The following is a 25,431-nucleotide window of genomic DNA, read 5'->3' on the forward strand; positions in this document are numbered from 1 at the left end:
GAGCTGACGCCGCCCGAGGACGGGGGTTTCGGGCGGCGTCAGCTCAGTGCCGGGACCAGGCAGCCTGAACGCCAGTGGCAGCCCCGCCCCAGGCGGACCCGACTGCGTCTTCTGTGACATCGCCGCCGCCCACGGCCCCGGCCCTGGTCCGCGACCGCGTCCAAGCGGCGGCCGACGCCTTCGAGCAGGCCTCCCGCCCCCGGCGCCCGCTCCCTCGAAGGACAAGCGCGTGCCAGATGGCGCGCCTCGACCCGGGCCTTGGAGCGGGCACCCCGCGCCGCACGCGGGGGCGGTGCCGCGGTCGTCCTCACCCTGCTGACGCGCTCGTGGAGGCGGTGGAGGCCGCCGCCGACTGGCACCGGGCGCAGGAGTACCGGGCGCAGGCGAAAGCCGCCTCCGAGGCCGGCGTCCTGCTGCGGGAAGCAGCCGGCCTGACCGGCGCCCCGCTCCCGACGACGAAGCCGCGTACCGGTCGGGTGGTGCGTACGGCGGGCCGTGGCCTGCCGCCCACCGGCGTTACCGGTGTACCGGTCCGGCCCCGCCCGGACCCCGGCCGGCCGGGCCCGTCCCGTACGCGCTGATCCCTGACCGAGGGAGCCCTTGCCGATGACGTACCCGCCCCAGCCCGAACCGTTCGCCGAAGCGCTTGGGGAAGCCGCGCAGACCGCCGCGATGGACTACCGGCTGGTGACGACCATCGCCGACGCGGTCCGCCGCGCCACCCACAAGCGCCTGACGGGCAAGGAGGAGGAACTCGGCGAGGACGCGGAGAAGATGGCGCCGGGCTGGTCGGCCGACCAGCTGCGCGGCGTCCTTGGGCGACGACGTCCTGGCCGAGCTGACGGCCGGGGCGCCGAGCTGACGGCCGGGCGCACTGGCCGGTGATGGCACGCCAGCTCGTCGGTCTCCAGCAGGCCGGTGATTGGAGACTCGCCTCGTGGACGGCCTACAGGGCGTCGGCGAGCAAGGTCGCCAGGGTCATCCTGGTGACGTCGGCGAGGTAACCGTAATCGAGCGTGTCCGGCGCGTCGGACGACTCGTGGTAGTGCGGGTTCCCCTCCCCCTCGTACGCACCGATCGTCACGTCACCGTGCGCTTCGAAAGGCATGTAGTCACTGGAGAAGATCGGACCCAGCCTGACGGGCAGTGCCGTGTGGTCCGCGGCGGCCTGTGCCATGACCGTGGCGAAGGCCTTCGAGGCGGCGTCATTGCCGGGCACGGCATTTCCGATGTCCCGCTCCACCGTGACGGAGCCGTCCGCCGGCGGCCTCCCGACCATGTCCAGATTCACGACCCGGTAGACCTCGGAGTCGGCGGCGTGGAGCTCCGCCGCGTACTCCGTGGCGCCCCACAGCCCCTGCTCCTCGCCGGAGAACGCCACGAACTGGAGGGTGGAGGACAGCTCTACCGGCGCGAGCAGACGGGCGATTTCGAGCGTCGCGGCAACGCCACTGCCGTTGTCGTCGGCCCCCGGCGCCCGTGCCGTGGCGTTGTTCACGTCCGCCATGCGGCTGTCGTAGTGGGCGCACAGGATGATGACGGGCCGGTCGGTGGCCGTCCCGGTCTTGGTGCAGATCACGTTGTCGGCACTGTGACCGGCATTGGACCAGGTGCGCCTGACCACGTCCGTGTAACCGGCCGCCTCGAACCGCTCCGCGATGTCCTCGGCGGCCGGCCCGATGAGGGGCGAGAAGGTGTGCCGCGTGTGAAAGGCCGCCAGGGCCTCGACCGTGTCCCTCAGCTCGTCTGCCGAGACCGACCCGACCAGGGTGGCGATGGTGTCGTCCTTCAGCGTGCCCGTCCGCTCGCGTCTGGCCGGCGCGACGGGCTCGGCGGGGCTGGGCGGGTACCGCTTCTCGGGGGGAGCGAGCGGCAGTCCCACACGCGTGTCACGTTCCATCACGGGTCGCCTTCAGCCGGTGTTGAGGGCGGGTTGGCAGTAGGCGCAGCCGTTGTATCCGCGTGCGACCGCGTCTTGCGCCCGGAGGAAGGGAACCTTGCTGCCGGCGCCGAGCTTCGACCAGTACGGGCAGGTGGACACGTGGAGCTCGCCGCTGCGTGGGTTGCCGAAGAAGAAGTCTTCGAGTTTCTCGACTGCCGTGATCTGGATGGTCATGCGGCCGGCGATCAGGCTGTCCTGGTACTGGGTGGCGACGAACGGGTAGAGGCGCAGGTGTTCGCCGTGGCGGGAGAAGTCGATGGTGATGTCGGCTGCCGCCCGGTCGTCGGCCTCCAGGTGGAAGCCGTCGACCACTGCGGTGCTGCCGCCCTTCATTTCGAGCGTCGTGCGGACGGAGCCTTTCTCGGTCACCTTGAGGTTGGTCAGCGTGGCGGACCCGACGATGCGGCTCAGCGTGCGGATCGAGATCCGGGTGTCGTCGGGCAGAGCCGTCGCATCGAGGTGCCAGGAGCCGGTGGTGGAGGTCAGGCCGCCGCGGAGCGCGATCGTCGTGTTGGTCTTGCCGCCCGGCGCGGCCATCTGCGGAGCCACGTTGCGCTGCCCCACGTTGTTGTCGAACCGGATGACCCGGTCGTGCGGCACCGGCCCGTTGAGCGTGGCGGTGATGGCGGGGTCCGCGGCGCCGTGCACCACGGCCACCAGGCCTTCTTGGCCCACGATCTGCGGTGTCCAGGTGAAGGGCCCGACCCGCACCGACCCACCGGGTGGAATCGCCTCGTTGATCACCAGCGTGCCCAGCGACTCGAAGTGCGTGGGCCAGATCATCCCCGTGCCCGGGTCGCACCGGAAGGCCTCGACCTGGAACCCGCCGCTCGCCGCGGCCTGGATCCCCCGGTTGTGCACGCGCACGTAGAGGAAGTTCGGCTGATCGTTGATGGGCTGCTGGTGGCCGAGTTCCGGGTTGTCGCCGGTGCTGATGCCGTTGTTGCGGACCCAGATGTCGGGGGAGGTCCAGTGCGGCGGACCGCTCGGCTGGGCGCCGAGGTCGGCAGGGTTGTCCGCGATGTAGACGTCCACCGGACGGCGCGCCCACAGCCCCTGGTTCACGAAGGCCTCGTCCATCACCTTGCTGTAGAGGCCACCGGTGAGGGCCGAGTCCGCGGTGACGCAGCCCTGGGCCATGCTGACGGCGTGCGCCACGCTCGTGGAGGTGGAATCCGGCACGATGAGCAGCATCTCCAGCATCGTTCTGATCATCGCGTCGGCCGCCGCGACTTGAACGGCGGGATCGGACGAGTCGCCCCCCATGCCCAGGTAGCACCGCCAGAGCGCCGTGCCCAGCATCGAGTTGCGGAGGTTGAAGGGGTAGCCGTTGAACCCCGCGTCGTCGAACCGCTCGGCCCGGTCGAGCCGGCGCTCCGTGCTCCACTGGTCGTTCACGTTGTTGTCGAAGGGGAAGGTCTCGGCACGCCGGTGCCCGTCGGGATTGAACCGGTCCCGGTAGATGGCGGGAAGCACGTCGCAGATGCTGTGCTCGTACGACCCGGACCCGCCGTGGTTGGCACCGAGCCAGTCGAACACGCCGTGGCTGTATTCATGAACGATGACGCCGAAGTCGGCGGCGTCGGGTGCGCCGCCCTCTCCGAAGCGGATCCGCGGGGGTGTTGTCGAGCCGATCCACTCGCTGTTGTCTGCGCCGTCGGCCCCCTGGGCGTCGACATCGACCTTGACCATGTTGGCGTTGAGCGTCATGTTTCCCAGAGTGCGGAGGTAGCGCGCGGTGGAGTCGAGCCAGTAATAGGCGTTCGCGCTCAGGAAGGCGCGGTTTCTGGGGTAGGTCTCGTACGAGAAGGTGGCTGAGGTCTCCACGGGCTGGGCGAACGTCGGGGTGTCCCAGTCGATGCACCTGAACCACTCCCCGTCGAGCCGGAACTCACCACCGCTGGCAGGTGCCACCTCGGCTTGGACGTCGTGCCGGAAACCGTTCAGCTTCGCCGCACTGGACCCGCCGCGGAGCGTGCTGTCGTTCGACTCGGTGACGGGGTCGGGCGAGAAGACCTTGAGCGATGCCGTCACGTACTTTCCCACGAGCTCGATCCAGAGCAAGGTGCCTGCGACGGCGTCCACGACGACGCGGAACTGCTCGAAGGGGCCGGTGGTCTCGACCAGCAGATCGTGCACGAGATGCAGTGCGCCGTCCGGCTTCTTCCCCTTCTTCAGCAGCGCGACGGAAGCGGATGGGTAGTCGTGCTCGGGCAGGGTGGGCCTGGTGGTGAACCGGAGGTAGACGAGCTCGTCCTTGATCACCTCGGCGGATCCGTAGTCCTTCTTGAAGGGCGCGAGGGCGACCTTCAGGACGTCGGACAGCGCGCGTGCGTCGCCGGGGTCGGGAGCGTCTGCGACGTCCGTCTCCCCCGTGTGATCGACCTGGATGACGCTGGCCTGTTTGACGTCGGCCACGGCCTGGACGGTGGCGCCCACGACCGGGAGATCGTTGTGGAACTGCTGATAGCGCACTCTCAGCGTCGCCGCGCCTTCGGTCGATTCCACCTCGCGCAGATCGATCGTGCCGGCCTTCAGGTCACCCGAGCGCACCTTCATGAACGAGTCGATGGCCTTGCGGGCGGTCGACGCACGGGCCAGGGTCGCTCCCGGATCGACGTACTTGCGCAGCACTCCGTCGGCATCCGTGTGTTCACCGGTGTCGGGGACCATCCTGAGCGGCTGATCGGCCTGCGGGCCCGGCATGTTCCTCTGCTGGTCACCGTGATACCGAGCCATGACGTCCTCCTCAACCCACATGCGGAGGGCGGAGGGTAGGGAAACGTTTCATCAGAGCGGGTGGATGCCCCCGGGCGCCCGTCGCGTGACCGGCTCCTCTTCCAGGAACCGCCTTGGACTATCGGCACTCTCAGCAAAATCGTAACGTGGAGCGCCGACTCCTGCGACGCGAGCACCCTCCGCAAAACCCGCCGCTCGCCCGGAGGTCGGGCTGCGGCACGGGACGAACGGAGCACGCGCCGCGCGCTGCCCGTGCCGTCGTCACGGGCGGCCGACCAGCCGGATCCGGCGGCGCTCAGTGCGTCGGCAGCCGCTCCGACTCGCGGACCAGGGCGGCCAGGACGGGGCCGATCAGCGGGTGCGTCTCGCCGCCCCGGCGGGTGGCGGCGGCCCTGGTGCCTGACGAAGGCCCGCGGAGCCGACCCCCTCCGGGGGGACACCCGGCGGCAGGAGTGGTCAGTGGCTCCGTCCGGCGGCCCACGGCTCGTAGGCAGGCTACGCAGCGGGTCGAGAAGGAGTGCAGGTCGAGCAGCACCAGATCGGAATCTTGAGGAGCGGCCCGCAGGAGGGCAAGGGCTTCCCGCACGCGGTGACGACTTACCCCGCGGCCCCCGTTCACCAGCTGCTCCATGGCCAGGGTGGTCGGCATCCCCGGGCCCCGCTCTTGCATCGGGCAGCGGTACGCGGTGGCGGGGTTTCGTCGCCTCATCGAGTAATTCGCGCAGTGGGCACAGGATGCGGACTGCGGCTTCGGATCGCTGTCCCACTCCACCAGCTGCGCAATGGTGGTGGCCGGCAGTCCAGCACGATCCCGTCGAGGCCGTACGCGCTCCCGTCGCCGTCCAGGACCACGAGCGGTCCGTGCGGGAACCGCGGGTCGACGGCCGCCAGCGGGGCGGCTTTCCCCGCCGGGCGGCGCGACGTCGCCGACGGCCCGCCCGCCTCCACCAGCGCTTTTGTGACCCGAACCGGTGCAGCGGCCGTGGCGGGCTGGGCGGGCGCGGCAGGTTGCTTGACGGGCCCGGTGAACGCCTCCGGAACCGCCGCCGGAGCGCGCACGGGCGCGGATGCGGGCGTGGACTCGGAGGCGGCCGGCGCGGGATACCGCTCGGCCCAGCCCTCCAGCAGCCGCAGATAGGCCTGCAGGCGCGGCGGGCGCGGCTCGGAGCGGCCGTTCTCCCAGTTCTCAACCGTCTGCGGCGTCGACTTCAACGCGGCCGCGAGCCGGGCCTGCGTGACACCCTCACGCGTCCGCTCGTGCTCCGCCGGAGACGGCAACCGCGGCTCGCCCTCCAGCAGCGCGTCCACCGCGTCGAACAGCTCTTCCTGACTCGGCATGGCCCACCTCCAATCAGCATCAAATTGGTTCTGGCTCAGCTTTTGTGGAGTCGCGACTCTGCGTCACGACAGTAGGACTCGCTTGCGGAGGAGTTGGAAGCCTGCACGACCGAGCATCTGGCGCTTGATCATCTTGATGCGGTTGACATGGCCTTCGACGACGCCCGAGTTCCAGGGAAGGCTGAGGCCGGCGATGACGGCTTCGCGGCCGATGCCTGCGGCGAGCGTGTGGAGGCTGGGGAGGTCGTCCCGTCTGAGAGCGGCGAGCCAGTCCGGCAGCCGCTCGCCCTGACGCTCGGTGAGCATGATCGCGAAGGACCGGACGTGCCTGGTGAGTGCGTCGATTTCCGGGCAGTTGGCCCGGACGTTTTTCAGTTGGAGGTGTTCGGTCTCCGGAAGGGTTTCTGGGCGGCGGAGGATCCATCCGGCGACGGCCCGGGGTGAGGGCGGGCGCGCTGTGACGGGCCGTGGCGAGGGGTGCGTTTTTGGTGGAGGTAGGCGCGAACGCGCTGGTAGCTGCCTTTGTAGCCGAGCGGGGCGATCTCTTCCCACAGTTTCCAGGCGTTGGTGCAGCCCTCGTTCCAGCGGTCGTCGAGGTGGGTCTTGTACTCGTCGAGAACGGAGGTCCGGGCCTGCCACTGACCGGTGAAGAGGTCTTCCGGCCTGGCGGCGTCCGCGTACCTTTTGACGGTTCGGCTCGTCATGCCGAGCTGCCGCTGGATCGCGCGGCGGCTGTGCCCCGCCTCCACCAGCGCGTGGATAGTGGCGTGCACGGTCCTGGTTCGGTCGGCGAATCGGTGGCCGGTCGGCCAGGGCGAGCTGGACGGCTCCTCCGCGGGGTCGGGCCCCGTCTCGCCCGTTTCAGGTGTCTCCGGGACCAGGACTCGCAGGCATGGGCGGTGCTGGGCGATGCTTCGCTCGGCGGCTTCGGCGAGGTTGTGCCAGAGGTGCCACCGATCTGCGACCTGCACAGCCTGCGGGGCACCGGCGGTGGCTCCCTCAGCGAAGAACGGTGCACGATCGCGGCACACCACCTCAATTCCGGGTCGCTGGGCCAGCCACGCGGCAAGACTCGATGCCTCTCGGTCGGGCAGCAGGTCGATCGGTCGGCGGGTTTCGACGTCGACGATGACGGTTCCGTAGTGGCGGCCTTTGCGGGTGGCGTACTCGTCGACACCGACCACCCGCGGGGCGCGTACCTCCGGCTCCGCAAGTGCCTCGACCAGTCGCAGGACCGTGCTGCGGCTGACGGGTACGCCGAGGACGTGGGCCAGGCGGGCGCCGGCCCGGCCCGCAAGGGCGAGGCCAATCGCGGCCAGGTCGAGCGCAGGCGCTCGGTCTGTGGGCCGTGCCTTCGGGTCAGGCCGGATATCTGCTCGACGAATGTGCGGCGTCCGCACTCGGGGTTCCGGCAGGTGAACCGGCGAACCCGCAGCTGGAGTACGACGCTTCGTCCCCCACTGGGAACGTCAGCGGGAAACCGCAGGTAGGAGCCGTGAACCTGGTCGGACCACGTCCCGCACCCCGGACACGCCGCACCCCCGGCGGTGCACCGCGCATCGACACGCACTATCGCGATGTTCACGTCCACCGACAGCACCGCGACGTCCACGATCGACGGGAACAGCAGCTCTTCCAGCTGGAGCAAGACCTCTTTCACAGCTCCGAACTGTCGCCCCCGCCAGTCCCACCACGATTCGTTTTCAGGCAACTTCCCAAGCAGGTCCGGGGAGCCCCGCAGTAACTTCACAGTGCGCGGCCCACAAACCTGAATCAGAACCACAACCCTGCGGACAGGACCATGCCAATGAGGCTGTCAGCCTCGGAGGAGCAAGTCTGCGAGCTCCCTCACGCGGCTGGTAGTGATGCCCTCACGCTGCTCGATTGCGAGGGGGTGATCGGTGGGTTCCACTTCGATCAGCGGGCGCTGCCCGACGGCGCGGGTGTGGACATGGGTCTTGAGGTGGAGTGTGGAGCGCGGGTAGGCGGGCAGCTCGGTGGAGAGCCAGCCGAAGTACGGAGGCTCCTGCTCACGTGCCGGGTCGTCCCACAAGTCGTGCGTCCGGGCGAAGTTCGCTTCGCTCAAGGAGACCCAGACCCCCCAAGAGAACGTGTCGCCGCTGTCGCTCACCGGTATCTCGATCAGGCCGTGGACGAAGAAGTGCCGACCTTTGATCGTGCATTGGTCGGCGGTCAGCTCACTGTCCCGCCGCCGGGAGTACCGAGGTTTCCACGCCGCCGGAGCTGGAGCCCCATAGGACAGCGGCGGGCCGTCCCCATGTTCTGTGCAGCACGCGCATGCGTGGTGGTGATCAGCAGCCATGGTGCTGAGCCTAACGAGCTGGTCAGACATATCTTCGGGCGCATAGGACGTACCGCTGTCGGCGCTCGACGCGGCGGCGGTTCTCTTGAGGTGAGCGCACGGCGAGCAAGCCCGTGTCACCCCGCCCCACGACGCCCAAGCAACAGCTTCTCCTGTGTCCCGTGACGCTCGGTGACGACTCACAGAACTTGCGCCAGAACCTTCCCAGGCCCTGGCGCAACTTCTGTGGACCTGGCGCGATGGGGCAAGTCCGTGCGCTGGACCAAGTTCAGGTCGGTTGCAGTGCCGACGGGATTTGAACCCGCGGACAGATGGGAGCAGGTCCGCTCCGTCTCCGTCAGTCGCCGTGGGAGGGACCTCGCCCACGTCGATCGCAATGGGCCGCTCTGCCACGGCACTGCAACCTGCGGGAATGCGCGCACTCCCGCTGCGACTCAGGGTAGAGACACCGTTCGCTGCGGACGAATCTTTATCCGGAAAGCCGGAGACCACTGCCCTGGTCCACAGAAGTTGAGCCAGAACCACAACCCGTGAATAAAGCCAGCAGTGCGATGCCCGAGACGCTCCGTTCCGGGCCGCTCGAAAGGCCGCTGATCTGCGGCCAAGAGGCCGGGCCCGTGGCTCGGGTGCGCAGGACACGCGGCATCCTCAGCGTGAACGAGGTGGTCTCAGGCCGTTCCAGCGGTCAGACCGCACCTCGCTTCCCCAGCGACTGCAGCGCCGCAGGTGCACGGCGGCACGTCATCCAGGGAGGGAGGGAAGAACTCAGCCCAGGCCAGCAGCGAAGCTGTCCACCTGCCTTTAAGGGTCCTAACAGAAGCTGTTGGTCATGTGCCTTTCGGTTCGGATGGTCGTTGGTCTGGCCGTGGGGAAACGTCAGTCGCGGCCGTGGATCGTGTCGGATGAACTGTGTTCGCTCATCGAGCCGTTGTTGCCTGAGCCGGCGGCCAAGCAGGTGGAGGGACGCCCTCGGGTGCCGGACCGGCAGGCGCTCTGCGGGATCCTGTTCGTGCTGCATACCGGGATCCAGTGGGAGTACCTGCCGCAGGAGCTGGGCTTCGGTTCCGGGATGACCTGCTGGCGGCGTCTGGCCGCATGGAACGAGGCCGGCGTGTGGGACCGGCTGCACGTGGTGCTGCTGAAGAAGCTGCGGGTCGCGAAGAAGCTGGACTGGTCGCGGGCGGTGATCGACTCCTCCGACGTCCGGGCCGCTCGACGGGGCCCGAAAGCGGGCCCAGCCCGGTCGACCGTGCACGTCCGGGCAGCAAGCACCACCTCATCGTCGACGGCCAGGGCATCCCACTCGCCGTCTCGCTGACCGGCGGCAACCGCAACGCCGTCACCCAGCTGATACCCCTGCTGCAGAAGATCCCGTCCGTCGCCGGCCTGGTCGGACGGCCACGCAAACGACCCGACAGTCTGCTCGGCGACCGCGGCTACGACCACGACAAATACCGCCGTCTCGTCTGGGCGCTGGGCATCAAACCGGTGATCGCCCGCCGTGGCGTCCCGCACGGTTCCGGCCTCGGCGTCCACCGGTGGGTCGTGGAACGGACCATCGCATGGCTCCACGGCTTCCGCCGGCTACGGATCCGATGGGAACGACGCGACGACATCCACGAAGCCTTCCTCGGCCTCGCCACCTGCCTCATCACCCACCGACACGTCCAACGCCTTTGTTAGGACCTCTTAGACGCCATCTCATTTGGTCAATCTTCGGCAGCAGATGAGGGTGCAGGCGATGCTGGTGAAGGCAAGGAAATGCTCGGCTTTGCGCTCATAGCGGCGGTGGAGGCGGCGGCAGCCGGCGGGCCAGGCCATGGTGCGTTCGATGGTCCAGCGGTGACGGCCCAGTCGCTGTGAGGACTCGATGCCCCTGCGGGCTATGCGGTGCTTGATGCCACGTCCGCGTAACCATCGTCGCAGGTGGGCGTAGTCGTATCCCTTGTCCGCATGGAGCTTGGCGGGCTTGCGTCGTCGGCGTCCGCGGCGTGAACGGATGGGCGGTATGCCACGAACGAGAGGTTCGAGGGCCTGGCTGTCGTGCAGGTTCGCGCCCGAGATTCCGACGGACAGGGGCAGACCGGTCCGCTCGGTGATCAAGTGGATCTTTGATCCGTACTTGCCCCGATCGACAGGATTCGGACCTGTCAGGTCCCCCTTTTCAGAGCCCGCATGTTGACGGAGTCGATCGCGCAGCGGGACCAGTCCAGCTCGCCGCGGGCGCCAAGCTCGTCGAGGACCAGGCGGTGCAGCTTGGCCCACACCCGTGCCTTCGTCCACTCGGAGAAACGCCGGTGGGCTGTCGCCCCCGACGGCCCGAACGACGCCGTCGGCAGCTGCTGCCATGTGCAGCCCGACGTGGCCACGAAGACGATCGCGGCGAGCACTTCCCGGTCGCCGTGCCGACGCCGGCCACCACCCTGCGGCCGCGAAGGCGCCTCCGGCACCACCCGCTGGAACAGCATCCACAACTCATCCGGCACCAGCCGCTCAACGATCCCCACCACGGCCGACAGCCTACCCAAGTCGCCAATTGAGATGACTTCTAAGGCCAATGCAGTTGCCTTTTGCCTAACGAGCATCTGTTGCGGCGTGTGTGGCCTTGGGGAGGATCGGACCGGTGAGTAGCGGCTCCGTCAGGCGCTGGTGGGCGTGGTTGCCGATCGCTGGCGCAGCGCGGTGAAGTCGGCCTGCGCGGCCTCGACGGCTTCGGGATACGCCTGGGCCTTCTCGTGTTCCGCGAGGGCGCGGTAGATGCTGGCGACGGAGGGGCTGTGTCCCTTGCGTTTGCCGGTGGGGATGATCAGGTCGGGCTGAATCCGCTCCAGGGACTCGCCGAGCGCGCGGCGCCGGAGGACGGTGTGCAGCGTGTCCTCGGTGAGTCGGCGTCACGCCTGACAGACTACGGACCCGCTCTGCCTCGCGAGGGCACATGCGGCAGGTGGTCCGCAGGGGGCCTCACGCTACGTGCAGGTGCCGACCTCGGCGCGGGGGCTCCTCGTCCTTCGTGGCGGGCGGTTCCGGCACGGGGCCTGGAGGGGGCCCGTCTCGGCGGTGTCCTCGGGCTTGCGGTTCAGCTTCGACCTGAGGCCGTTGAGCTTGCTCTTGAGGTGCGGCGCGGCCTTCACGGCGACGGCACCGAGCGCGGCGGCGGCGACGGTGGCGGCGACGCCGATCACCACGCCGTTCGCGACGCCTTCCTGACGGCCTTCTTCCCTCGCCTCGGCCCTGATCTCGTCGAGTTCGGCGTCGGCCGGGTAGAGCACGGCGTGTCCAGCGAGCACGTTAGCGGCGTCCCGCAGGAGGGCGCTGATCCCCCCGGGACTGCTCGAATCCGAGAGGCTCGTCCCAGCCGGGCGTTCCACCACGAACACGTCTCGGATGGTCCCGGTCTCTTCGTCATAGGCCATGGGAGCACTGTAGGGGGCATCGCCTTTGCCGGGACGGGGTATCCGGCAGGTGACCCTTGGCCGAGGTGCTCTTCTGCCGGCGGCGCTGCCGCACCACAATCTCGGATATGCGAGAAGAGGACCTCTACACCGAGCAGTACTTCGGCGACGAGCAGCAATCCGTCGCCGATGCGCCGCAGTGGGAGCAGCAGGCGTTGCCGACGACGAGGCTGAACGTGCAGTACAGGAACCCGTACCTGGACTCCATGACGGCGAAGGTACGGCTGGGCGACTACTTCGACACCGGGCGTCTGCCGCGGAGGTCGTCGCGGCGGTACGGCACCAGTCGTGGAGGGACCTGGAGTACAAGGAGGGTTCGCTTGACGTCGTCGGTGACCGGCTGTACGTCCTGTTCTTCCGGTCCATGTGCTCGAAGCTGTCGTACGTCAAGGTCGGCCGGACGAAGAAGGAGGACAAAGCGCAGGTCCGGAAGCGGATCACGGCGCATGAGGGCGAGGCCAAGATCGCCCAGGCGGTCCTTCTCGACGCGTGGATCTCCCGTCCCTGCGTGTCGGCCGTCGTGTGGGAGAAGGGCGTCAAGGCGCACTTGAGTGCTGCGGCGGAGGAGGACATCATTCCGGTCGAGCAGGTGAAGGCGGAGTACTTCCGTGGCATCGCCTTCGGCGCTGCTGTCCGGGTGGCCCGGATGCAGGAAGACCGCAGCGGGGTTGTCTTCCTCGCACCGTGATGTCCGGTCCGGGGCGTCGTCCTGCGCTGCGTGTCCGACGGCTGCGGGGGCAGGGGTCTCTTGCGGTCGCCGCGCGCAGCGCGTCCTCTTCACGTTCCACGGCCTGCGGACTGCGTCCGGCAGCCGGGGAGTGTGGAAGGGATGCAGCGCGGTCGGGCGGTGCCGCCCCGTAGGGGCCTTGATCAGCAGAAACAGGGCCAGTCATCGAACCTGAATCAAGATCGGCCAGATGTCGCTACTGACCGTTCCGATCCTCCCCGAGGGCCTGTGTGGCTGTGCTCGTTTTAGGCTCAGTGCATGAAGATCACTGTGCGGTCAGCGGTCGAGACGGACCTGTCGGTGTTGCTGGCTCTCTACAGCGAGTTGAACCCCGACGATCCTCCCTTGACTGAGGCGTCCGCAGATGCCATCTGGGCAGCCATATCAAGGCAGCAGGGACGAACGATCCTGGTGGCTGAGGCTGGTGGCGCCGTGGCAGGGACGGCGGATTGCATCGTCGTGCCAAACCTCACGCGCGGTGGCCGGGCCATCTTGTTCGTGGAGAACGTCGTGGTGGCCAGCTCCTTCCAGCGGCGTGGTGTCGGCCGTCAGCTGATGGAGGCTGCCGTTCGACTGGGTGAGTCGGCCGGCTGCTACAAGGTCCAGCTGCTGGCGGCGGATGACGCGTATGTTCACACCTTCTACGAGGCGTGCGGTTTCAAGGCCCTGGCGGAGGGCTTCCGCCGCTACGTCCCATAGTCGTCTCGTCGCTGGACGATGCTTGCCGAGGTGAGGGCAGGACCGGTGCCTTGAGTGCGGGTGTACCGGCGCCTCGGGTGCTCTTCTGTTTCTTGGTTTGGTTGAGGGTCCACGGCCGGGCTCGACTGTGTCACGGCCGGCGCGGGTCCGGAGCACGGGCCACCGATTGGGCTTTCTGACGCGCGGGGGCAGTTCCGGTTTCGCCGAGGTGAGAGCAGTCGGCTGCGTGCCTCTTCAGCGCCTTCGGCGAGGGAGCGGGCGAGTTTGGTGGTGGTGGCTCCGAGCTTAGAAGGTGATGACGCGGTAGACCGTCTGTTTGGGGAGTGCCCGGCCTTCCCTTGCGGCCCGGAGCCGTACCTCCTTGCCCGGCCGCACCATCGAGACGTACGACCCGTCGGCGAGCTCTCCCTGGGCGGTGCCGAGATGGTTGGACTGAAGTCTGACCAGCAGGTTTTCGCGCCCGTCGCGGTGAAGGCGTGCGCGAATTCGACCGACCAGAAGCCGCGGTCGGCGATGACCAGGTCGCCCGGGCCGGTGGAGCTGGCCAGCGGGTAGGGGAGGCTGCGTTCGCCGTCGCGGGAGCTGCCGGGACGGGCATCGAGCACTCCGTGGGTTCCGATTTCGGCGAGTACCGCCGCCCTCACCTGGGGGAATCCGAAGGGGGTGCCGCCAGTGGAAGGACCGTCGAAGGTGTCACCGTTGCTTGTCGAGTCCGGAACGTCGAACGGTGTGCCGTCCAGGGCGATAAGCCGCAGTCCGCGCCAAGGGCAGCGGGTACGGATCGGAATCCTGACGAAGGTGTTCACTGTGGAGCTGGTTGACGCGGCGATAGCCAAGCACGACCGAGCAGAACAACGGCGTCGTCTCCTGCCAGCGCGGCTGGTGGAGTACTTCATGCTGGGCCTGTGCTTGTTCGCCCGGGAGTCGTACGAGGAAGTCCTGCGGGTGCTGACCAGCGGCATCCCGGGCAACGGGGCCCTGGCCAGGGTGAACCGGTCGTCGTTATGCCGAGCTCGGTCACGGCTCGGTGAAGACGTCATGGAGACCCTGTTCAGGCTGGTGGCCGGGCCGCTTGCAACCCGGGACACGTAAGGAGCATGATTGCTTCACTCTGTCCCTCCACTCAAGGTCAGCGGCGCTTGACGCTCTGGGGCACGGGGCGCATCGGGTCGGCAGTTCCTCAGCCCTGGCGGGCTTGCGGTGCCCCGCCGGGGCGCCTGGCCACCGCTGGCGACGACGGGGCCGTGCGCACTTTTTAATGGCCGGCGTGGCTGATGCTGGGGGTGACTCGGGCGGCCGCTGGCGGTGCTCGTTCGTCTCACCCGCCGCCCGGGCTGACTTTCGTTGGCCGGGCGGTCGACGTCGTGCGCGGGATGGGTCGGGTAACCCGCCTGTCGGCCGGTCGTTGAGGCGGGCCCACAATGACCTCCATTGGGACTGCCACCACCTCGGGCTTGCCGATCTGCTGGACGCGGCCACCGACTACTCCAGCATGCCGCACATGGGACTTCCCCGTACGGGGGAAGGCCCCGGGACCTGCTCCGCGACGGGGGCGAGGCCCTCCGCGCTCACCTGCCGCATCATCCGCTCTTGAAAAGACGGCCCAGGTCAGCAGCCTAGGTCTTATCGCGTTCTTGATCCATCCCGGGACACTGCCGGCCAGCCGGTTCGCGACAGCCGGCGGCCCCGCACACGCCAGCGTCGTGGCGGTTGCCGCCGGTGAGCCCGTCTTCTACCGACCGCGTTTCGAAACGCATCAGACATCGTGCGGCTTGCGGTGAGTCGGCTACGCAACCTGCTGGGGCGTGGCGGAGGCAGCTTCTGCCACGGGTGAGGCGGCGGGGATGTAGTAGACGGAGCGGCCCTGCTTGGAGCGCTCGAGGAGCCCGCGGGAGACACCCTGTTCGAGGGTGTTGCGGATGACGGCCGCCTGCACCTTGCGTTCGGGGTGTGCCGTGCTGACGTTTTCGGTGACTTCCGCGGCCGACTTCGGTTCCGATTGGCCGACGAAGACAGCGGTGATCAGCTCAAGCCAGGACGGTCCCGAGTCCTTCGTCATTGAAGTGAACTTTACCGGGGCCTTCCTTGTCCGGGAGGCCCTGGCGGGAGCCGCCGTCTTGGAGGCCGCAGCCTTCTTCCGCGCCGGCGAGGCGCTCCGCGCGGACGGTACCGCGGCACGCTTCGCACCGCGTTTGACGGCCGGAGAGGATGCAGACTTCGCGGGGACACCCAGCGCGTCCTGCATCTTCAGGAGGACCTTGCTATTGTCCTCCAGCTGACGCAGTTCCTCCTGCAGTCGCTGGAGTTCGCTCCGAACCTGCTCCTGAGCGATCTGGTTTACCGAGAGGTCGCTGGCGATCTGCTGGGAGTAGTCATCCTGGATTCCGGCGGCTTTGGTGCCAGTGCTCATGGGATCCTCATCTCTCTCGCGGACGTACTGCGTGACGTGATGGTACGCAGTGCGTGATCGCTTGACACCCAAGTGCCCGCGAAATCCTCCAGTTACGTTCAAACGAAGCCAGCTGGCCACCGCTGCAACCCGACTTGCTGAACGGCTCGTCGCAGGTCTTCGGGGTCAGGTGAACAATGACCACGAAATCCCAGCTACGCACGCCCGGGCGATGCCGGTGCACTGCTCAACGGCCAACGGGTGGAGCAATGATCGGAACCTGTGGATCGGCCCGGGGCGGGGTGCCTCGTGGGATGTGGAGGGCGTACCTTCCCGGGTGATCGACTCATGGTCACCGAGTAGGCCCGCGTTGTAGCGCGGGCTGGGAAGGCACGCCCGTGCTCAGCCTAGTCCCCACCGAGAGCGGTACCTCTCTGATCGACGAGATCGTCCGGGAAGGCGCGAGGCGGATGCTCGCGGCAGCACTGGAGGCCGAGGTCGAGCAGTACATAGCCGGGCTCGCAGGCGAGCGGGACGAGGCCGGGCGTCGGCTGGTCGTCCGCAACGGCCGTCACCGGCCCAGGTCGGTGACCACGGCCGCGGGACCGGTCGAGGTGGCCGCACCGCGCGTGAACGACAAGCGAGTCGATGCCGGGACCGGGGAGCGTGAGCGGTTCTCCTCGAAGATCCTGGCGCCGTGGTGCCGGAAGTCTCCGAAGGTCAGCGAGGTCCTGCCCCTGCTCTATCTCCACGGCCTGTCCTCGGGTGACTTCGTGCCCGCACTCGAGCAGTTCCTCGGCGGCACGGCCGGCCTGTCACCTGCGACGGTGACCCGGCTCACGAAGCAGTGGACAGCAGATCACGCCGCCTTCCAGTCCCGTGACCTGGCCGGATCTGACTACGTCTACGTATGGGCCGACGGCATCCACCCCAAGATCCGACTCTCTCAGGCGCACTCGTGCCTGCTGGTCCTGATGGGCGTGCGTGTGGACGGGACCAAGGAGCTGATCGCGATCGCCGAGGGCTTGCGGGAGTCCACCGAGTCCTGGGCGGATCTGCTTCGGGACTGCCGCCGACGCGGCATGCGAGACCCGATGCTCGTGGTCGGAGACGGGGCGATGGGACTGTGGCGGGCCCTGGCCGAGGTGTTTCCGCAGGCCAGGCACCAGAGGTGCTGGGTTCACAAAACCCGCAATGTCATGAACGCGCTGCCGAAGTCCGCGCAGCCCGGTGCGAAGAAGGCCCTGAAGGAGATCTACAACGCCGAGGACCGCGACCACGCCGAGAAGGCGGTCACGGCGTTCGACAAGACGTACGGCGCGAAGTGGCCCAAGGCGGTGAAGAAGATCACCGGTGAGGTGGACGAGCTGCTGGCGTTCTACGACTTCCCCGCCGAGCATTGGATTCACCTGCGGACCACAAATCCGATCGAGTCGACCTTCTCCACCGTCAAGCTCCGGACCAAGGTCACCCGCGGCGCCGGCAGCCCCACCGCTGCCCTCGCGATGGTCTTCAAGCTCGTCGAGTCCGCCCAGGCCCGCTGGCGCGCGGTCACCGCACCCCACCTCGTCGCCCTCGTCCGAGCCGGCAACCGCTTCCACAATGGCCACCTCGTCGAACGAGACGAGACCCTCGCGGCATGAACCACACCAACTGATCCACAAACCTTGGCCATTGCCTGCCGTCCTCATCGGCGGGCAGACTGGGGGCGTGGTTGTGACAGGCTTACTGGCATGCCGAAGAGTCGTGGCCGTCGTAAGCCTTCGGGCGCCAAGAAGCAGCACAGGCCGGTCCGTCGTTCCCCACTGCCCCTGAGAATGTCGGACCAGGTCATGCGTGATGCCCGGCGACACTTCGGCGGGAACGATGAGCTGCTGACGGCGGAGGCATGGGCCAGCAGCTGGCTCGGCCGGGCGTGGCTGGAGGCCCCGCTCACCGAGCGGGAGCCCGAGCGGCGGCTGTGCCTGGAGGTGACCGGCCGGGCCTCGACCACGCCGTCCCCGGCGGGCCTTGCCACCATCGCGGCGATGGAACGGGTGGCGCCCCCTGCCAGCCGGCCCATGCTGGCCGGCACCGTGGGCATCCTCGCCGAGACCCAGCCTCTGCCCGCCTGGCACGCCTCCGCGGGCCATCACCCGGTCCGGGCCTGGCGGGCGGTGGACGTCTGGGACAGCGAACGGGTGCTGTTCATCGCTTACGACGGACCCACCCCGCACACCCTGATGGCCCAGATCATCGAGACCGGCGGCACCATGGTCGACAAACTCGGCCTTCTCCTCCCGGACGCGGCCACCGCCTGGTCCGGTATGCGGGACGACGAGGACATCCCCATGCCCCTGACCGACCACGACGTGCCCGCGGCCCTGGCCGACCTCGCCTCGGCACTGCGCATGACGGACATGACCTGGCCCCGGCACGATGACGAAGACTTCGTCGAGCTGCGGGCACTGGCCTGGGCTCGCTGCCGCGACCACCTTCCCGAACTGCCCGAACACCAGCCGTTGCCCGACACCGAACGCACCCGCCTCATCAACACATTCACCGCCGCCACCCACGACACCGATCCGGAGACGGCCGACACCATCCGGTCACTCGCCGCGCTGTTCCTCGACTACGGCGAGGGCTACATCACCGCCGGCCCCCTGGCCTGGAGCCCCGGCCACGCAGCCCTCTTCCTCGCCGACTGGCTACCCCGCAAAGCCGTTCTCGACCACGACCAACGCACCCGCCTGCCCGACACCCTCAAGCAGTGGGTGGACTTCTCCCTGACCGAACGCGGTATCGAACCACGCTGGATCACCCCGGTCACCGAAGCCGTCGACATCCACCTCACCGACTTCCTGGAAGCCTTCGACGACCACACCGCCTGGGGCCCCGCCAAGCAAATCGCCACACTCCTCACCAGCCGCGGCATCGACCCCAACGACCAGGACGCCGTCAACGCCGCCATCCGCACCCTCAACGCCGAACGACTCGCCGGACAACTCACCCAGAACCCTCCCATCCACAACTATTGACAATTGCTCCAACGGGTGATGGGTGGGTTCCGGCTCGATGCCGAGGAGCGGGCCCACCGATCGTGTGTGGGCGTTCGCCTTCAGTTTGACGGTACTGCGGAAGTCCCCGGGCGAGAGCTCGCACCTGACCCAGGCCAACGGACATCGATCCCGCAATCGACCGCACCGACGTTGTCCTGCACGGCGATCAGGCCGCTTATCACAACGCGTGGTTGTGGTCGTGGGGCTCCGGGCGCCCAAGTCATTTCAGCCATCAGATGGCGACGAGCGCTCAGAGCCACACCCGAACCCCAGAGCCCGACGACCTTACGAACGACGTCGTACCCAGGCCCGGAAGCTGGGACAAGCTCAGGCGGGGTGGGCTTGTTCCCATGCCTCACGGACTTCCCGGGGGATACGGCCGCGCATGGGGACTTGGAAGCCGTTGGCGCGGGCCCAGTTCCGGATGTCTTCGGTGTTGACCGGCTCTCTCATGGGAGGATCTCCGACCTCGAACGCGGGGGGTACGGATGGGGTGAAGTCGGCGGGGAGCCCGAGGAGGTTGGGAAACGGCGGGATGTTGATTTCACCGCTGAGAACGGCGACGAGGAAGCTAGTGAGGTTTCCGTCGTAGGTGAACCAGCGGGGACCTTTGTCCTCGCTGATGGCGATGCACCAGTTGTCAGGTGACTCCGGTTCTGTGATCCAGAACAGTTTCTGGCCGCCTTCAGTCCCGCCGATGGCGAACAGCTGCTGGGGGTCGTATGGTACGGGATAGGTACCTTGATCGTAGTCCCGCTGGAGGTATTCACGGATACGGGAGGGCATTGGCCCGGTCAGGTTGACGTAAAGCGTCACGCCGTGGGGGTGGTAGATGGTGATGTAGTCGCCGCCGTACGAACCGGGGCCGTAGACGGACGCAAGCTGCTTGTAGTCTGCAGGCAGTTGCATGCCGAGCTCGGCTTCGACACGGTCCCAATCCACGGGGGCTGGCTGGGTCTGCGGCGGTGGGCAGAGCCGGGTCAGGGCGCTTAGATCGGTCACGGGCTTCCTCGTCGGCGGAGCTGTTGATTGGCGTGGTCGGGGTTCTGGAAGTCGTCTCTGAGAGTGAATCCGTCTCTGCCGTCGGCTTCCATGGTTATCCACCTGGGGACAGAGTCTGCCAGGTCGTCTGTGTACTCGAGATAGACGCTGTACTGGACGGTCTGCCCGGGAACATTGTTCGCCGGATCGCCGCGCACAGCGTTGTAGATGGATTGTTCCAGGTCACGCATGACGGGGCTGTTCGTCGGGTTTTGCGTGATGGTGAACAGGTTGTCCAGGGTGTCGCCTGACCCACCGAGCATTTGCGCAAGCATGTGGCCGCGGCCTTGGTTGTACACGGTGCCGTGAATGAACCCGGGCGGGCGCAGTGCCTGGTTCGCGTCGGTTCCCTCGTTGAGCATGTCGCGGGTGACCGTGGCGTGCATCTCGTACGGTCGGCCGTGTTCATCGCGGGTGAAGACGACACGGTCTCCCCACGTGGGGTCGGCTTCGCAGCCGGCCAAGCCCAGTGGATCCCAGAGGGTGAACGGGTTGGGTACGTAGCTGTAGTGATTGGCGGCAGGTGCGAGCCCGAGAGGGTCGGGGCTGATGTAGCGGCCGGTGGCTGGGTCGTAGTACCGGTTGAAGTTGTAGTGGAGCCCGGTTTCCGGATCGAACGTCTGGCCGGGGTAGCGCAGTGGCGTGTAGGCGGTGGCGTCCCGGTTCCACTGGGTCGCCCCCCACACGGTGCTGCGTGCCCGCCAGGCGAGTGAACCGTCTGGCCTGACCAGAGCGGTGGGCGCCCCGGACAGATCGGCGACGATCGCGAAGAACCGCCGGTCGACTTCCTCTTGGCTGCCGTTCCTTTTGACTTCGCGCTGGGCGAGGGGCAGGAGACCGGTGTAATCCCACGTCAGGGTCGTGTGGCCGTCGTTCTGTTCGGCGATTTGCGCGCCGTCCCAGGTGTAGGTGTACGTCTCGGCTGGGCTGCCGTCAGGGCTGAGGCGCTCCCGGGTGATCCGGCGGCCGAGCGCGTCGTAACCGTAGCGCCAGATGACGTTGTCGGGTGTGGTGACCTGGGTGAGGCGGTCCTCGGCATTCCAGGCGAATATCCACGTCAGGGACTTGCCGCTGAGTGTGGTGGTGGTTCGGGTGGAGAGCCGGCCCTGGGCGTCGTAGGTGTAGCGAGTACGTCCCGACCTGGTGATCCGTGTGCCGCTGTATGCGCGGGGGCCTATCTCGTCCTGGCCCGGTGTCTGCGTGGGCAGCCGGGTGTCGGTCTGGTCTCCCGCAGTGTTGTACGCGTATTGCTCATTCCAACCCTTAGCTTGGACCGCGGTGATGCGGCTAGCGGCGTTGAGGGTGTAATTGCGACGGCCGAGACCGCTGTCGTCGATGACAGTGGGGGAGCCGTCCGCCTGGTAGGTGAAGGAGCGCTTGAGGACAGACGTGCCATCTGCGGCGAGATCCTGATGGACGATGCGGCCCACTGGATCCCAGTCCTGCCTCAGGCGCAAGCTGTTGTCGAGAAGGCGGGTGCTCTCCCGTCCCATTGCGTCGCGCTCGAAGCGGAACACGTGTTCGCCCAAGGTGTACGAGGCCAGACCGGTTGCGTCGAAGACAAGACGGCTGACCGCACCGGAGGGTGTGCGGCGGTAGGAGCGCCGCCCCTGGGCGTCGTATCCGAAAGTGCTCGTGCGGCCGTTGACGGTCTCGGCCAGAATCCGCCCGGTGGCGTCATACGCCAGGGTGATGTCGGCGTGATCATTGATGATGCGGGTGACGTGGCCTTGCGGACCGAACGAGAAGACGGAGGCGGCCCCGTCGTCGTGGATGAGGCGTGTGACGCGGCCCAATGCGTCCCGCTCGAAGGTCAGGCTCTGGCCGGCCGCGTTGGTCCGACGGGTCAGGCGGCCGACGGCGTCGTGCTCGTAGGTGATCGTGCGGCCGTCGAAGTCGGTCTCGGCCACGAGTCGACCTGCGGGGTCATAGGTGTACGTCCACTCGTACCCTTCGCCGTTGGTGACCTTTGTCAGCCGTAGCTCGGTGTCGTGGGTGTATTGGTAGCTGCCGCCGTCCTGGCTTGTCGTGGTGGCGGCACGGTCGAAGTGGGTGACCGTGTGGTGGCTGGTGCGGCCCATGCGGTCGGTGTGGGTCAGCAGGTTCCCCTCACCGTCCCACGTCCACTCTTCCCGGGTCCCGTCGGGCAGTGTGCGCCAGGACAGGCGGCCTTCAGGGGTCCACTGCTGGGTGAGGGTGCCGCCCAGGGCGTCGGTCACATGACTGATCCGTCCGAAGGCGTCCCGGATGTACGACGCCGTCGCACCGTCCGGTGCGGTGACCTCCACGGGCAGGCCTGCCGGGTTGTTGACGACGCGGGTCGCCAGTCCCGTTGGGCCGACGATCTCCTTCACGGCACCGTTGTTGTCGAAGGATCTGCGGATACGGTCGCCGGTGGGGTCGGTGGCGGTGATGCTGCCGTCCGAGTCGTAGGTATAGCTGTGCCGGATCCCCCCGCGTTCTGTGATCTCCGTGGGTCGCCGGTACCCGTCGTAGGAAGCGGCCGTACGCACTCCGTCAGGCGACACCATGGCGACCACGTCACCATCGTCGTTGCGTTCCAAGCGGGTGGTGTGTCCGAGCGCGTCGGTGACAGCCACGAGCCGGTTGTGGGCATCGGCTTCGAAGTGCGTGGTGTGTCCGAGAGGGTCGGTCTCCGCCACGATCTGCAGACGGTCGTTGATGTGGAAGGTTGTGGTGGACCCGGTGGAGTCGGTGTAACGGGTGATGGAGTGAGCAGTCTCCTCCTGGACCGCGCCGTAGGAGAGGGTCGAGGACAAGAAGCCCTGCGGCCCGACGGTCTGCAGCACCCGTCCGTCCTCGTCGTACACGTATCCGAACGTGGAGTTGTTGCGGTCCGTCCAGGAAGTGATCCGGCCGTGCTCGTCATAGGCCAGTCGCAGAGCCAGCCCCGAGCTGTTGAACACAGCGTCGAGGTTGCCCCGGTCGTCGAATCCGTACCTGCGCACCTCCGCCGGCCCCTCAGGCGTCCGCAAACGCAGTGCGCGCACCCGTTCCTGCTGGACGTCAGCTTCGACGGTGTAGCCGCCGCTGTGGGAGACGGTCCTGGGGGCTCCGGCAGGACTGCGGGAGATCGTGATGCTGCTGCCGTGACGGTCCTCGATACCCGCCAGCCAGTACGCACTCGATGCGTTGTAAGGGCTGCCTGTGAACGAACGGATCAGTCCGGTGCGGGGGTCGGATATGGAGTACGTGGTTTCCCCGAAGGCCTCTCCGTCATGTATGAGGGGAAGGCGCGGTCCCTCCAGAGGCAGCACTGGATCGCCGGCAGGTTCAGGCAGGCGGGGGTAGACAAGCAGCGATCCATCCTCGCGGGCCCATATCGCACCCGCGCCGATCGGGTTCACTTCGACGCGTTCGTCGAAGGTGGAAGCCCAACTGCGACCGAACCATTGCCCGAACCGGTAACCCGACACGTGCGTGCGGACGATGACCAGAGGCAGTACACCGGGAAGCGAGAGATCGGTGTGCTGCAGGACCATCTCACCAGTGGCGACATCGATTGGGTCACCCTTGCAGGTCTTGTTCTTCAAGGGAACCGAGAGCTTCTTGAGGGGTCCCATGCCCTTGGAGCCGATGAGCTCGGGGATGAGTTTTCCAAGGCTCTCCGAAGGGTCCTTCATGAACTCGTTGAGCATCTGCTTGCCCGTACCCCAGGGGTCGTTGACCGCAGTCACCAGGCCGGACGCCACGGAGTTGAGGTTCGTCACGAATTCGGCGGGGTGGGTCAGGTTGTACGGATCCAGCGGATTGAGCGCGCGGCCGAAGTTGACGAGGCCGGCGGTGCCCTTCACGACGCCGCCCACCAGGTGGGTGGAGGCCAGATCGAGGTAATCGAGGCCATCGCCGAGCTGCTCGGTGTACGAGGGCTTGGGCGGGGCGGCGTCCCGGGCCGCGAGGACGGCTGCCGCGGCCGTTTCGCCTTGCTCATCACGCTGCTTGCGGGCGTCGGCGAGCTTCTCCTGAGCGGCCATCGCCATCACCTTGCCCGGGTCGTCGTAGTGCTCCGACGGCCTGGGCGGCAGGTGATCCTTCCTCGCGGCCACAGCCTCTCTGTAGGTATCGACGAGCTTCTTGTGCGCGTCGTAGGCGTCCTGGGACGCCCGCACCGCCTTGTTGTACTCCTCCAGGGCCTCCTTGGCCTTGCCCTGCGCCCACTCCACGGTTTCCGCGAACCGGCCCAGGGCGTCAGCAGCCTTACCGAAGGCGTCGGCTGCCTTGAACCAGCGCGGGGGTTCCTTGGCCACGGCCTGCCGGAAAGCATCCGCCGACTTGCCCTTCAACCCTTCGGGCTCACCCACGCCCTTGAGGCCGTTGCCGACCTGATCGAAAGACTTCTTGAAGTCGTTCAGGTGAGAGACCTGCTCGCGGATCTTGGAGACGCTGCCGTACACCAGCTTCTTCGGATCGTCCGTCTGGCCCAGTTCCAGCTCGGCGACCTCCGCGCCGAGCTGGTTCGCGGCAGAACGGCTCTTGTCACGGACCCAGTCGCCTGCATCGTCCAAGCCGACCTTGTCCGCCGCGTCGGCCACCTTGCCGCCGCCCCACTCGACGAGGTCGCCGACATCCTCGGCCCGGTCCTCGACCCAGTCCTCCGCCGAGTCCGGAACAAAGTCCCGCAACCCCATCAGTTTCCACCCCCGTTGCCATCGGCTTGGTCCAGTAGATCCTTCAGCGACTGGACCCTCCCCGTCGACGTCACCGTGTCCTTGGTGTCCGACCAGGTCTTTGCGATGTCCTCGCGGCTCTTGTCGAAAGACCCCGTGCTGAAGTCCGGCTTGTAGACGTCGGCCCGGAAGATGTCACCCCAGGCCTTCCCTTCGATATCGTCCTCGCTGGCGTGCGGGTTGCCCCATGCCGCATTCGCCGCCACCTTGAACGAGCCCTGGATGTACTGGTCTTCCTCCCACACCGTCCCCGCCGCGATCCCCAGATTCCCCGCCAGCGTCGACGCGTCTTGGATCAGAGCGCGCACACCCCACTCCCACCGCTCGCAGAAATCCTCGAAGTTGGTGGCCAGTCGGGCATGACCTGTCTCCATACCCGTCATCGACAACTCACTGAACCCGGCACCCTGGGAGGCGCCAGCCGCATCCCCGGCCTCGCGCAACTCAGCGATCGCAGCCCGCAGACCGCTCTGGATCGCGGCGACCGCACTCGGGGCCACCTCAAGGTCACCGTCACCCGCCATCAGGCCACCTCCCCACGGCCACCGTTGGCATCCAGCTCGACATCTACGGCACACGTATCGGGGACGATGCCGGCCATCGGGGGGAACAGCATGGACCCGTCCTCGTCGGCCACGTTCACCGCCACACCCGCGGGGCCGCCGACCGCAGGAATCACCTCGTCGACCAGGCGCGCGCCGAGAATGGCGAGATACGGCCATTCCCGGCCGGCTTCCCCACGGGCCTGAGCGAGCCGGGACAGGGCCTCCTCATCCGTGCACGCGTACAGCCAACGGATCCCACCGGAGACAGCCGACATCAAACCGCCCTGCCCTCGGTCGGTGAGCGGGAGCAGGCGCAGGGCCCGGCGAAACTCACCCACCAGGCGCCCCGGATCCGCCCTCCCGTCCCGGTACGCGGCAATCTCTGCGACCAGCCCCATGAACTGCGTCCCCTCCCGCTGATACACACTCAAAAGGGAAACCGTACCTTGATCACCAAATCGGTTTATCAGACTGGCTGCGTTCCGGCCGCCTCGACCCGAGACACGGGCC

Annotated in this window: 20 protein-coding genes, 1 tRNA gene and 1 pseudogene; 8 read left to right on the forward strand and 14 right to left on the reverse strand. The window is 67.6% G+C overall.

What is annotated here, in order from left to right; all coding sequences use genetic code 11:
- Positions 1-326: 326 nt before the first annotated feature.
- Together ACWGIF_RS29655 and ACWGIF_RS29660 are read left to right on the forward strand one after the other, a co-directional pair.
- Positions 327-581, forward strand: coding sequence for a hypothetical protein (locus ACWGIF_RS29655; protein WP_453502066.1), 255 nt, complete (start codon positions 327-329; stop codon positions 579-581).
- Positions 582-606: 25 nt separating this feature from the next.
- Positions 607-885 (forward strand): hypothetical protein, encoded by a 279-nt coding sequence (locus ACWGIF_RS29660; RefSeq protein ID WP_453502067.1) that lies wholly within the window; start codon positions 607-609, stop codon positions 883-885.
- Positions 886-946: 61 nt separating this feature from the next.
- On the opposite strand, the gene ACWGIF_RS29665 is transcribed toward ACWGIF_RS29660, so the two are convergent.
- The 6 genes and pseudogenes from ACWGIF_RS29665 to ACWGIF_RS29690 all read right to left on the reverse strand — a co-directional run bounded on the left by ACWGIF_RS29665 (position 947) and on the right by ACWGIF_RS29690 (position 8,741).
- A complete protein-coding gene (locus ACWGIF_RS29665) occupies positions 947-1,900 on the reverse strand; it encodes a M28 family metallopeptidase (RefSeq protein WP_453502068.1) in 954 nt (317 codons plus the stop codon).
- A gap of 12 nt (positions 1,901-1,912) precedes the next feature.
- Complete coding sequence (locus tag ACWGIF_RS29670) at positions 1,913-4,681, reverse strand: hypothetical protein (RefSeq protein WP_453502069.1); 2,769 nt, start codon at positions 4,679-4,681, stop codon at positions 1,913-1,915.
- Positions 4,682-5,386: 705 nt separating this feature from the next.
- Positions 5,387-6,019, reverse strand: coding sequence for a helix-turn-helix domain-containing protein (locus tag ACWGIF_RS29675; protein WP_453502071.1), 633 nt, complete (start codon positions 6,017-6,019; stop codon positions 5,387-5,389).
- Positions 6,020-6,082: 63 nt separating this feature from the next.
- Positions 6,083-7,679, reverse strand: a pseudogene (locus tag ACWGIF_RS29680) (ISL3 family transposase).
- 156 nt (positions 7,680-7,835) lie between these two features.
- Entirely contained in the window at positions 7,836-8,372 is a 537-nt protein-coding gene (locus ACWGIF_RS29685; RefSeq protein WP_453502072.1) for a DUF2199 domain-containing protein, read from the reverse strand.
- Between the two features lie 250 nt (positions 8,373-8,622).
- Positions 8,623-8,741: transfer RNA gene (locus ACWGIF_RS29690), tRNA-Gly, on the reverse strand.
- Positions 8,742-9,189: 448 nt separating this feature from the next.
- On the opposite strand from ACWGIF_RS29690, the gene ACWGIF_RS29695 reads away from it, so the two are divergent.
- Positions 9,190-10,025 (forward strand): IS5 family transposase gene (locus tag ACWGIF_RS29695; RefSeq protein ID WP_453502099.1). Its coding sequence is split into 2 segments (ribosomal slippage): positions 9,190-9,540 and positions 9,543-10,025, totalling 834 coding nucleotides; the frame shifts between segments, so codons are not numbered across the junction.
- A gap of 18 nt (positions 10,026-10,043) precedes the next feature.
- Here the strand turns inward: ACWGIF_RS29695 and ACWGIF_RS29700 are convergent.
- The 3 genes from ACWGIF_RS29700 to ACWGIF_RS29710 all read right to left on the reverse strand — a co-directional run bounded on the left by ACWGIF_RS29700 (position 10,044) and on the right by ACWGIF_RS29710 (position 12,002).
- Positions 10,044-10,810, reverse strand: a protein-coding gene (locus tag ACWGIF_RS29700) for an IS5 family transposase (protein ID WP_453502100.1) whose coding sequence is annotated in 2 segments (ribosomal slippage) — positions 10,044-10,505 and positions 10,508-10,810 — 765 coding nt in all. Because the reading frame shifts where the segments join, the coding sequence is not laid out codon by codon here.
- Between the two features lie 498 nt (positions 10,811-11,308).
- Complete coding sequence (locus ACWGIF_RS29705) at positions 11,309-11,755, reverse strand: hypothetical protein (protein ID WP_453502074.1); 447 nt, start codon at positions 11,753-11,755, stop codon at positions 11,309-11,311.
- Between the two features lie 124 nt (positions 11,756-11,879).
- Positions 11,880-12,002 (reverse strand): hypothetical protein, encoded by a 123-nt coding sequence (locus tag ACWGIF_RS29710; protein ID WP_453502075.1) that lies wholly within the window; start codon positions 12,000-12,002, stop codon positions 11,880-11,882.
- A gap of 156 nt (positions 12,003-12,158) precedes the next feature.
- Between ACWGIF_RS29710 and ACWGIF_RS29715 the strand changes: the two genes are divergently transcribed.
- From ACWGIF_RS29715 to ACWGIF_RS29725, 3 genes are all read left to right on the forward strand, one after another.
- Positions 12,159-12,482: a hypothetical protein gene (locus ACWGIF_RS29715; RefSeq protein ID WP_453502076.1), complete on the forward strand. Its 324-nt coding sequence runs from the start codon at positions 12,159-12,161 to the stop codon at positions 12,480-12,482.
- Positions 12,483-12,779: 297 nt separating this feature from the next.
- Positions 12,780-13,220: an N-acetyltransferase family protein gene (locus ACWGIF_RS29720; protein WP_453502077.1), complete on the forward strand. Its 441-nt coding sequence runs from the start codon at positions 12,780-12,782 to the stop codon at positions 13,218-13,220.
- Between the two features lie 729 nt (positions 13,221-13,949).
- Positions 13,950-14,312 carry a transposase domain-containing protein gene (locus ACWGIF_RS29725; protein ID WP_453502101.1) on the forward strand — a complete coding sequence of 121 codons (363 nt, stop codon included), beginning with the start codon at positions 13,950-13,952 and terminating at the stop codon, positions 14,310-14,312.
- A 694-nt stretch (positions 14,313-15,006) separates the two neighbouring features.
- Here the strand turns inward: ACWGIF_RS29725 and ACWGIF_RS29730 are convergent.
- Positions 15,007-15,630: a hypothetical protein gene (locus ACWGIF_RS29730; RefSeq protein ID WP_453502078.1), complete on the reverse strand. Its 624-nt coding sequence runs from the start codon at positions 15,628-15,630 to the stop codon at positions 15,007-15,009.
- Positions 15,631-16,007: 377 nt separating this feature from the next.
- Between ACWGIF_RS29730 and ACWGIF_RS29735 the strand changes: the two genes are divergently transcribed.
- Positions 16,008-17,252 (forward strand): IS256 family transposase, encoded by a 1,245-nt coding sequence (locus ACWGIF_RS29735; RefSeq protein WP_453502080.1) that lies wholly within the window; start codon positions 16,008-16,010, stop codon positions 17,250-17,252.
- 189 nt (positions 17,253-17,441) lie between these two features.
- The gene (locus tag ACWGIF_RS29740; RefSeq protein WP_453502081.1) at positions 17,442-18,626 is read left to right on the forward strand and encodes a hypothetical protein; all 1,185 of its coding nucleotides are present in this window, start codon (positions 17,442-17,444) and stop codon (positions 18,624-18,626) included.
- A 348-nt stretch (positions 18,627-18,974) separates the two neighbouring features.
- Here the strand turns inward: ACWGIF_RS29740 and ACWGIF_RS29745 are convergent, their stop codons facing one another.
- The 4 genes from ACWGIF_RS29745 to ACWGIF_RS29760 are packed head-to-tail and all read right to left on the reverse strand — an operon-like array spanning position 18,975 to position 25,319.
- Positions 18,975-19,589, reverse strand: a complete 615-nt coding sequence (locus ACWGIF_RS29745) for an Lsr2 family DNA-binding protein (RefSeq protein ID WP_453502083.1) — start codon at positions 19,587-19,589, stop codon at positions 18,975-18,977.
- Between the two features lie 56 nt (positions 19,590-19,645).
- Positions 19,646-24,337, reverse strand: coding sequence for a putative T7SS-secreted protein (locus ACWGIF_RS29750; protein ID WP_453502086.1), 4,692 nt, complete (start codon positions 24,335-24,337; stop codon positions 19,646-19,648).
- On the reverse strand, positions 24,337-24,900 hold the full coding sequence (locus ACWGIF_RS29755; RefSeq protein ID WP_453502088.1) for a hypothetical protein: 564 nt from the start codon (positions 24,898-24,900) through the stop codon (positions 24,337-24,339). The genes ACWGIF_RS29750 and ACWGIF_RS29755 overlap by 1 nt, the downstream gene beginning before the upstream one ends.
- On the reverse strand, positions 24,900-25,319 hold the full coding sequence (locus ACWGIF_RS29760; protein WP_453502103.1) for a hypothetical protein: 420 nt from the start codon (positions 25,317-25,319) through the stop codon (positions 24,900-24,902). The genes ACWGIF_RS29755 and ACWGIF_RS29760 overlap by 1 nt, the downstream gene beginning before the upstream one ends.
- Between the last annotated feature and the right edge of the window lie 112 nt (positions 25,320-25,431).

This window comes from Streptomyces sp. NPDC054849, assembly GCF_053610945.1.

Excerpts from the sequence above, each read along its gene's own strand:
- ACWGIF_RS29660 (WP_453502067.1), top strand. The coding sequence starts at position 607 with ATGACGTACCCGCCCCAGCCCGAACCGTTCGCCGAAGCGCTTGGGGAA.
- ACWGIF_RS29665 (WP_453502068.1), bottom strand. The coding sequence starts at position 1,900 with ATGGAACGTGACACGCGTGTGGGACTGCCGCTCGCTCCCCCCGAGAAG.
- ACWGIF_RS29670 (WP_453502069.1), bottom strand. The coding sequence starts at position 4,681 with ATGGCTCGGTATCACGGTGACCAGCAGAGGAACATGCCGGGCCCGCAG.
- ACWGIF_RS29675 (WP_453502071.1), bottom strand. The coding sequence starts at position 6,019 with ATGCCGAGTCAGGAAGAGCTGTTCGACGCGGTGGACGCGCTGCTGGAG.
- ACWGIF_RS29685 (WP_453502072.1), bottom strand. The coding sequence starts at position 8,372 with ATGTCTGACCAGCTCGTTAGGCTCAGCACCATGGCTGCTGATCACCAC.
- ACWGIF_RS29705 (WP_453502074.1), bottom strand. The coding sequence starts at position 11,755 with ATGGCCTATGACGAAGAGACCGGGACCATCCGAGACGTGTTCGTGGTG.
- ACWGIF_RS29710 (WP_453502075.1), bottom strand. The coding sequence starts at position 12,002 with ATGGAGTCCAGGTACGGGTTCCTGTACTGCACGTTCAGCCTCGTCGTC.
- ACWGIF_RS29715 (WP_453502076.1), top strand. The coding sequence starts at position 12,159 with ATGTGCTCGAAGCTGTCGTACGTCAAGGTCGGCCGGACGAAGAAGGAG.
- ACWGIF_RS29720 (WP_453502077.1), top strand. The coding sequence starts at position 12,780 with ATGAAGATCACTGTGCGGTCAGCGGTCGAGACGGACCTGTCGGTGTTG.
- ACWGIF_RS29730 (WP_453502078.1), bottom strand. The coding sequence starts at position 15,630 with ATGAGCACTGGCACCAAAGCCGCCGGAATCCAGGATGACTACTCCCAG.
- ACWGIF_RS29740 (WP_453502081.1), top strand. The coding sequence starts at position 17,442 with ATGCGTGATGCCCGGCGACACTTCGGCGGGAACGATGAGCTGCTGACG.
- ACWGIF_RS29750 (WP_453502086.1), bottom strand. The coding sequence starts at position 24,337 with ATGGGGTTGCGGGACTTTGTTCCGGACTCGGCGGAGGACTGGGTCGAG.
- ACWGIF_RS29755 (WP_453502088.1), bottom strand. The coding sequence starts at position 24,900 with ATGGCGGGTGACGGTGACCTTGAGGTGGCCCCGAGTGCGGTCGCCGCG.
- ACWGIF_RS29760 (WP_453502103.1), bottom strand. The coding sequence starts at position 25,319 with ATGGGGCTGGTCGCAGAGATTGCCGCGTACCGGGACGGGAGGGCGGAT.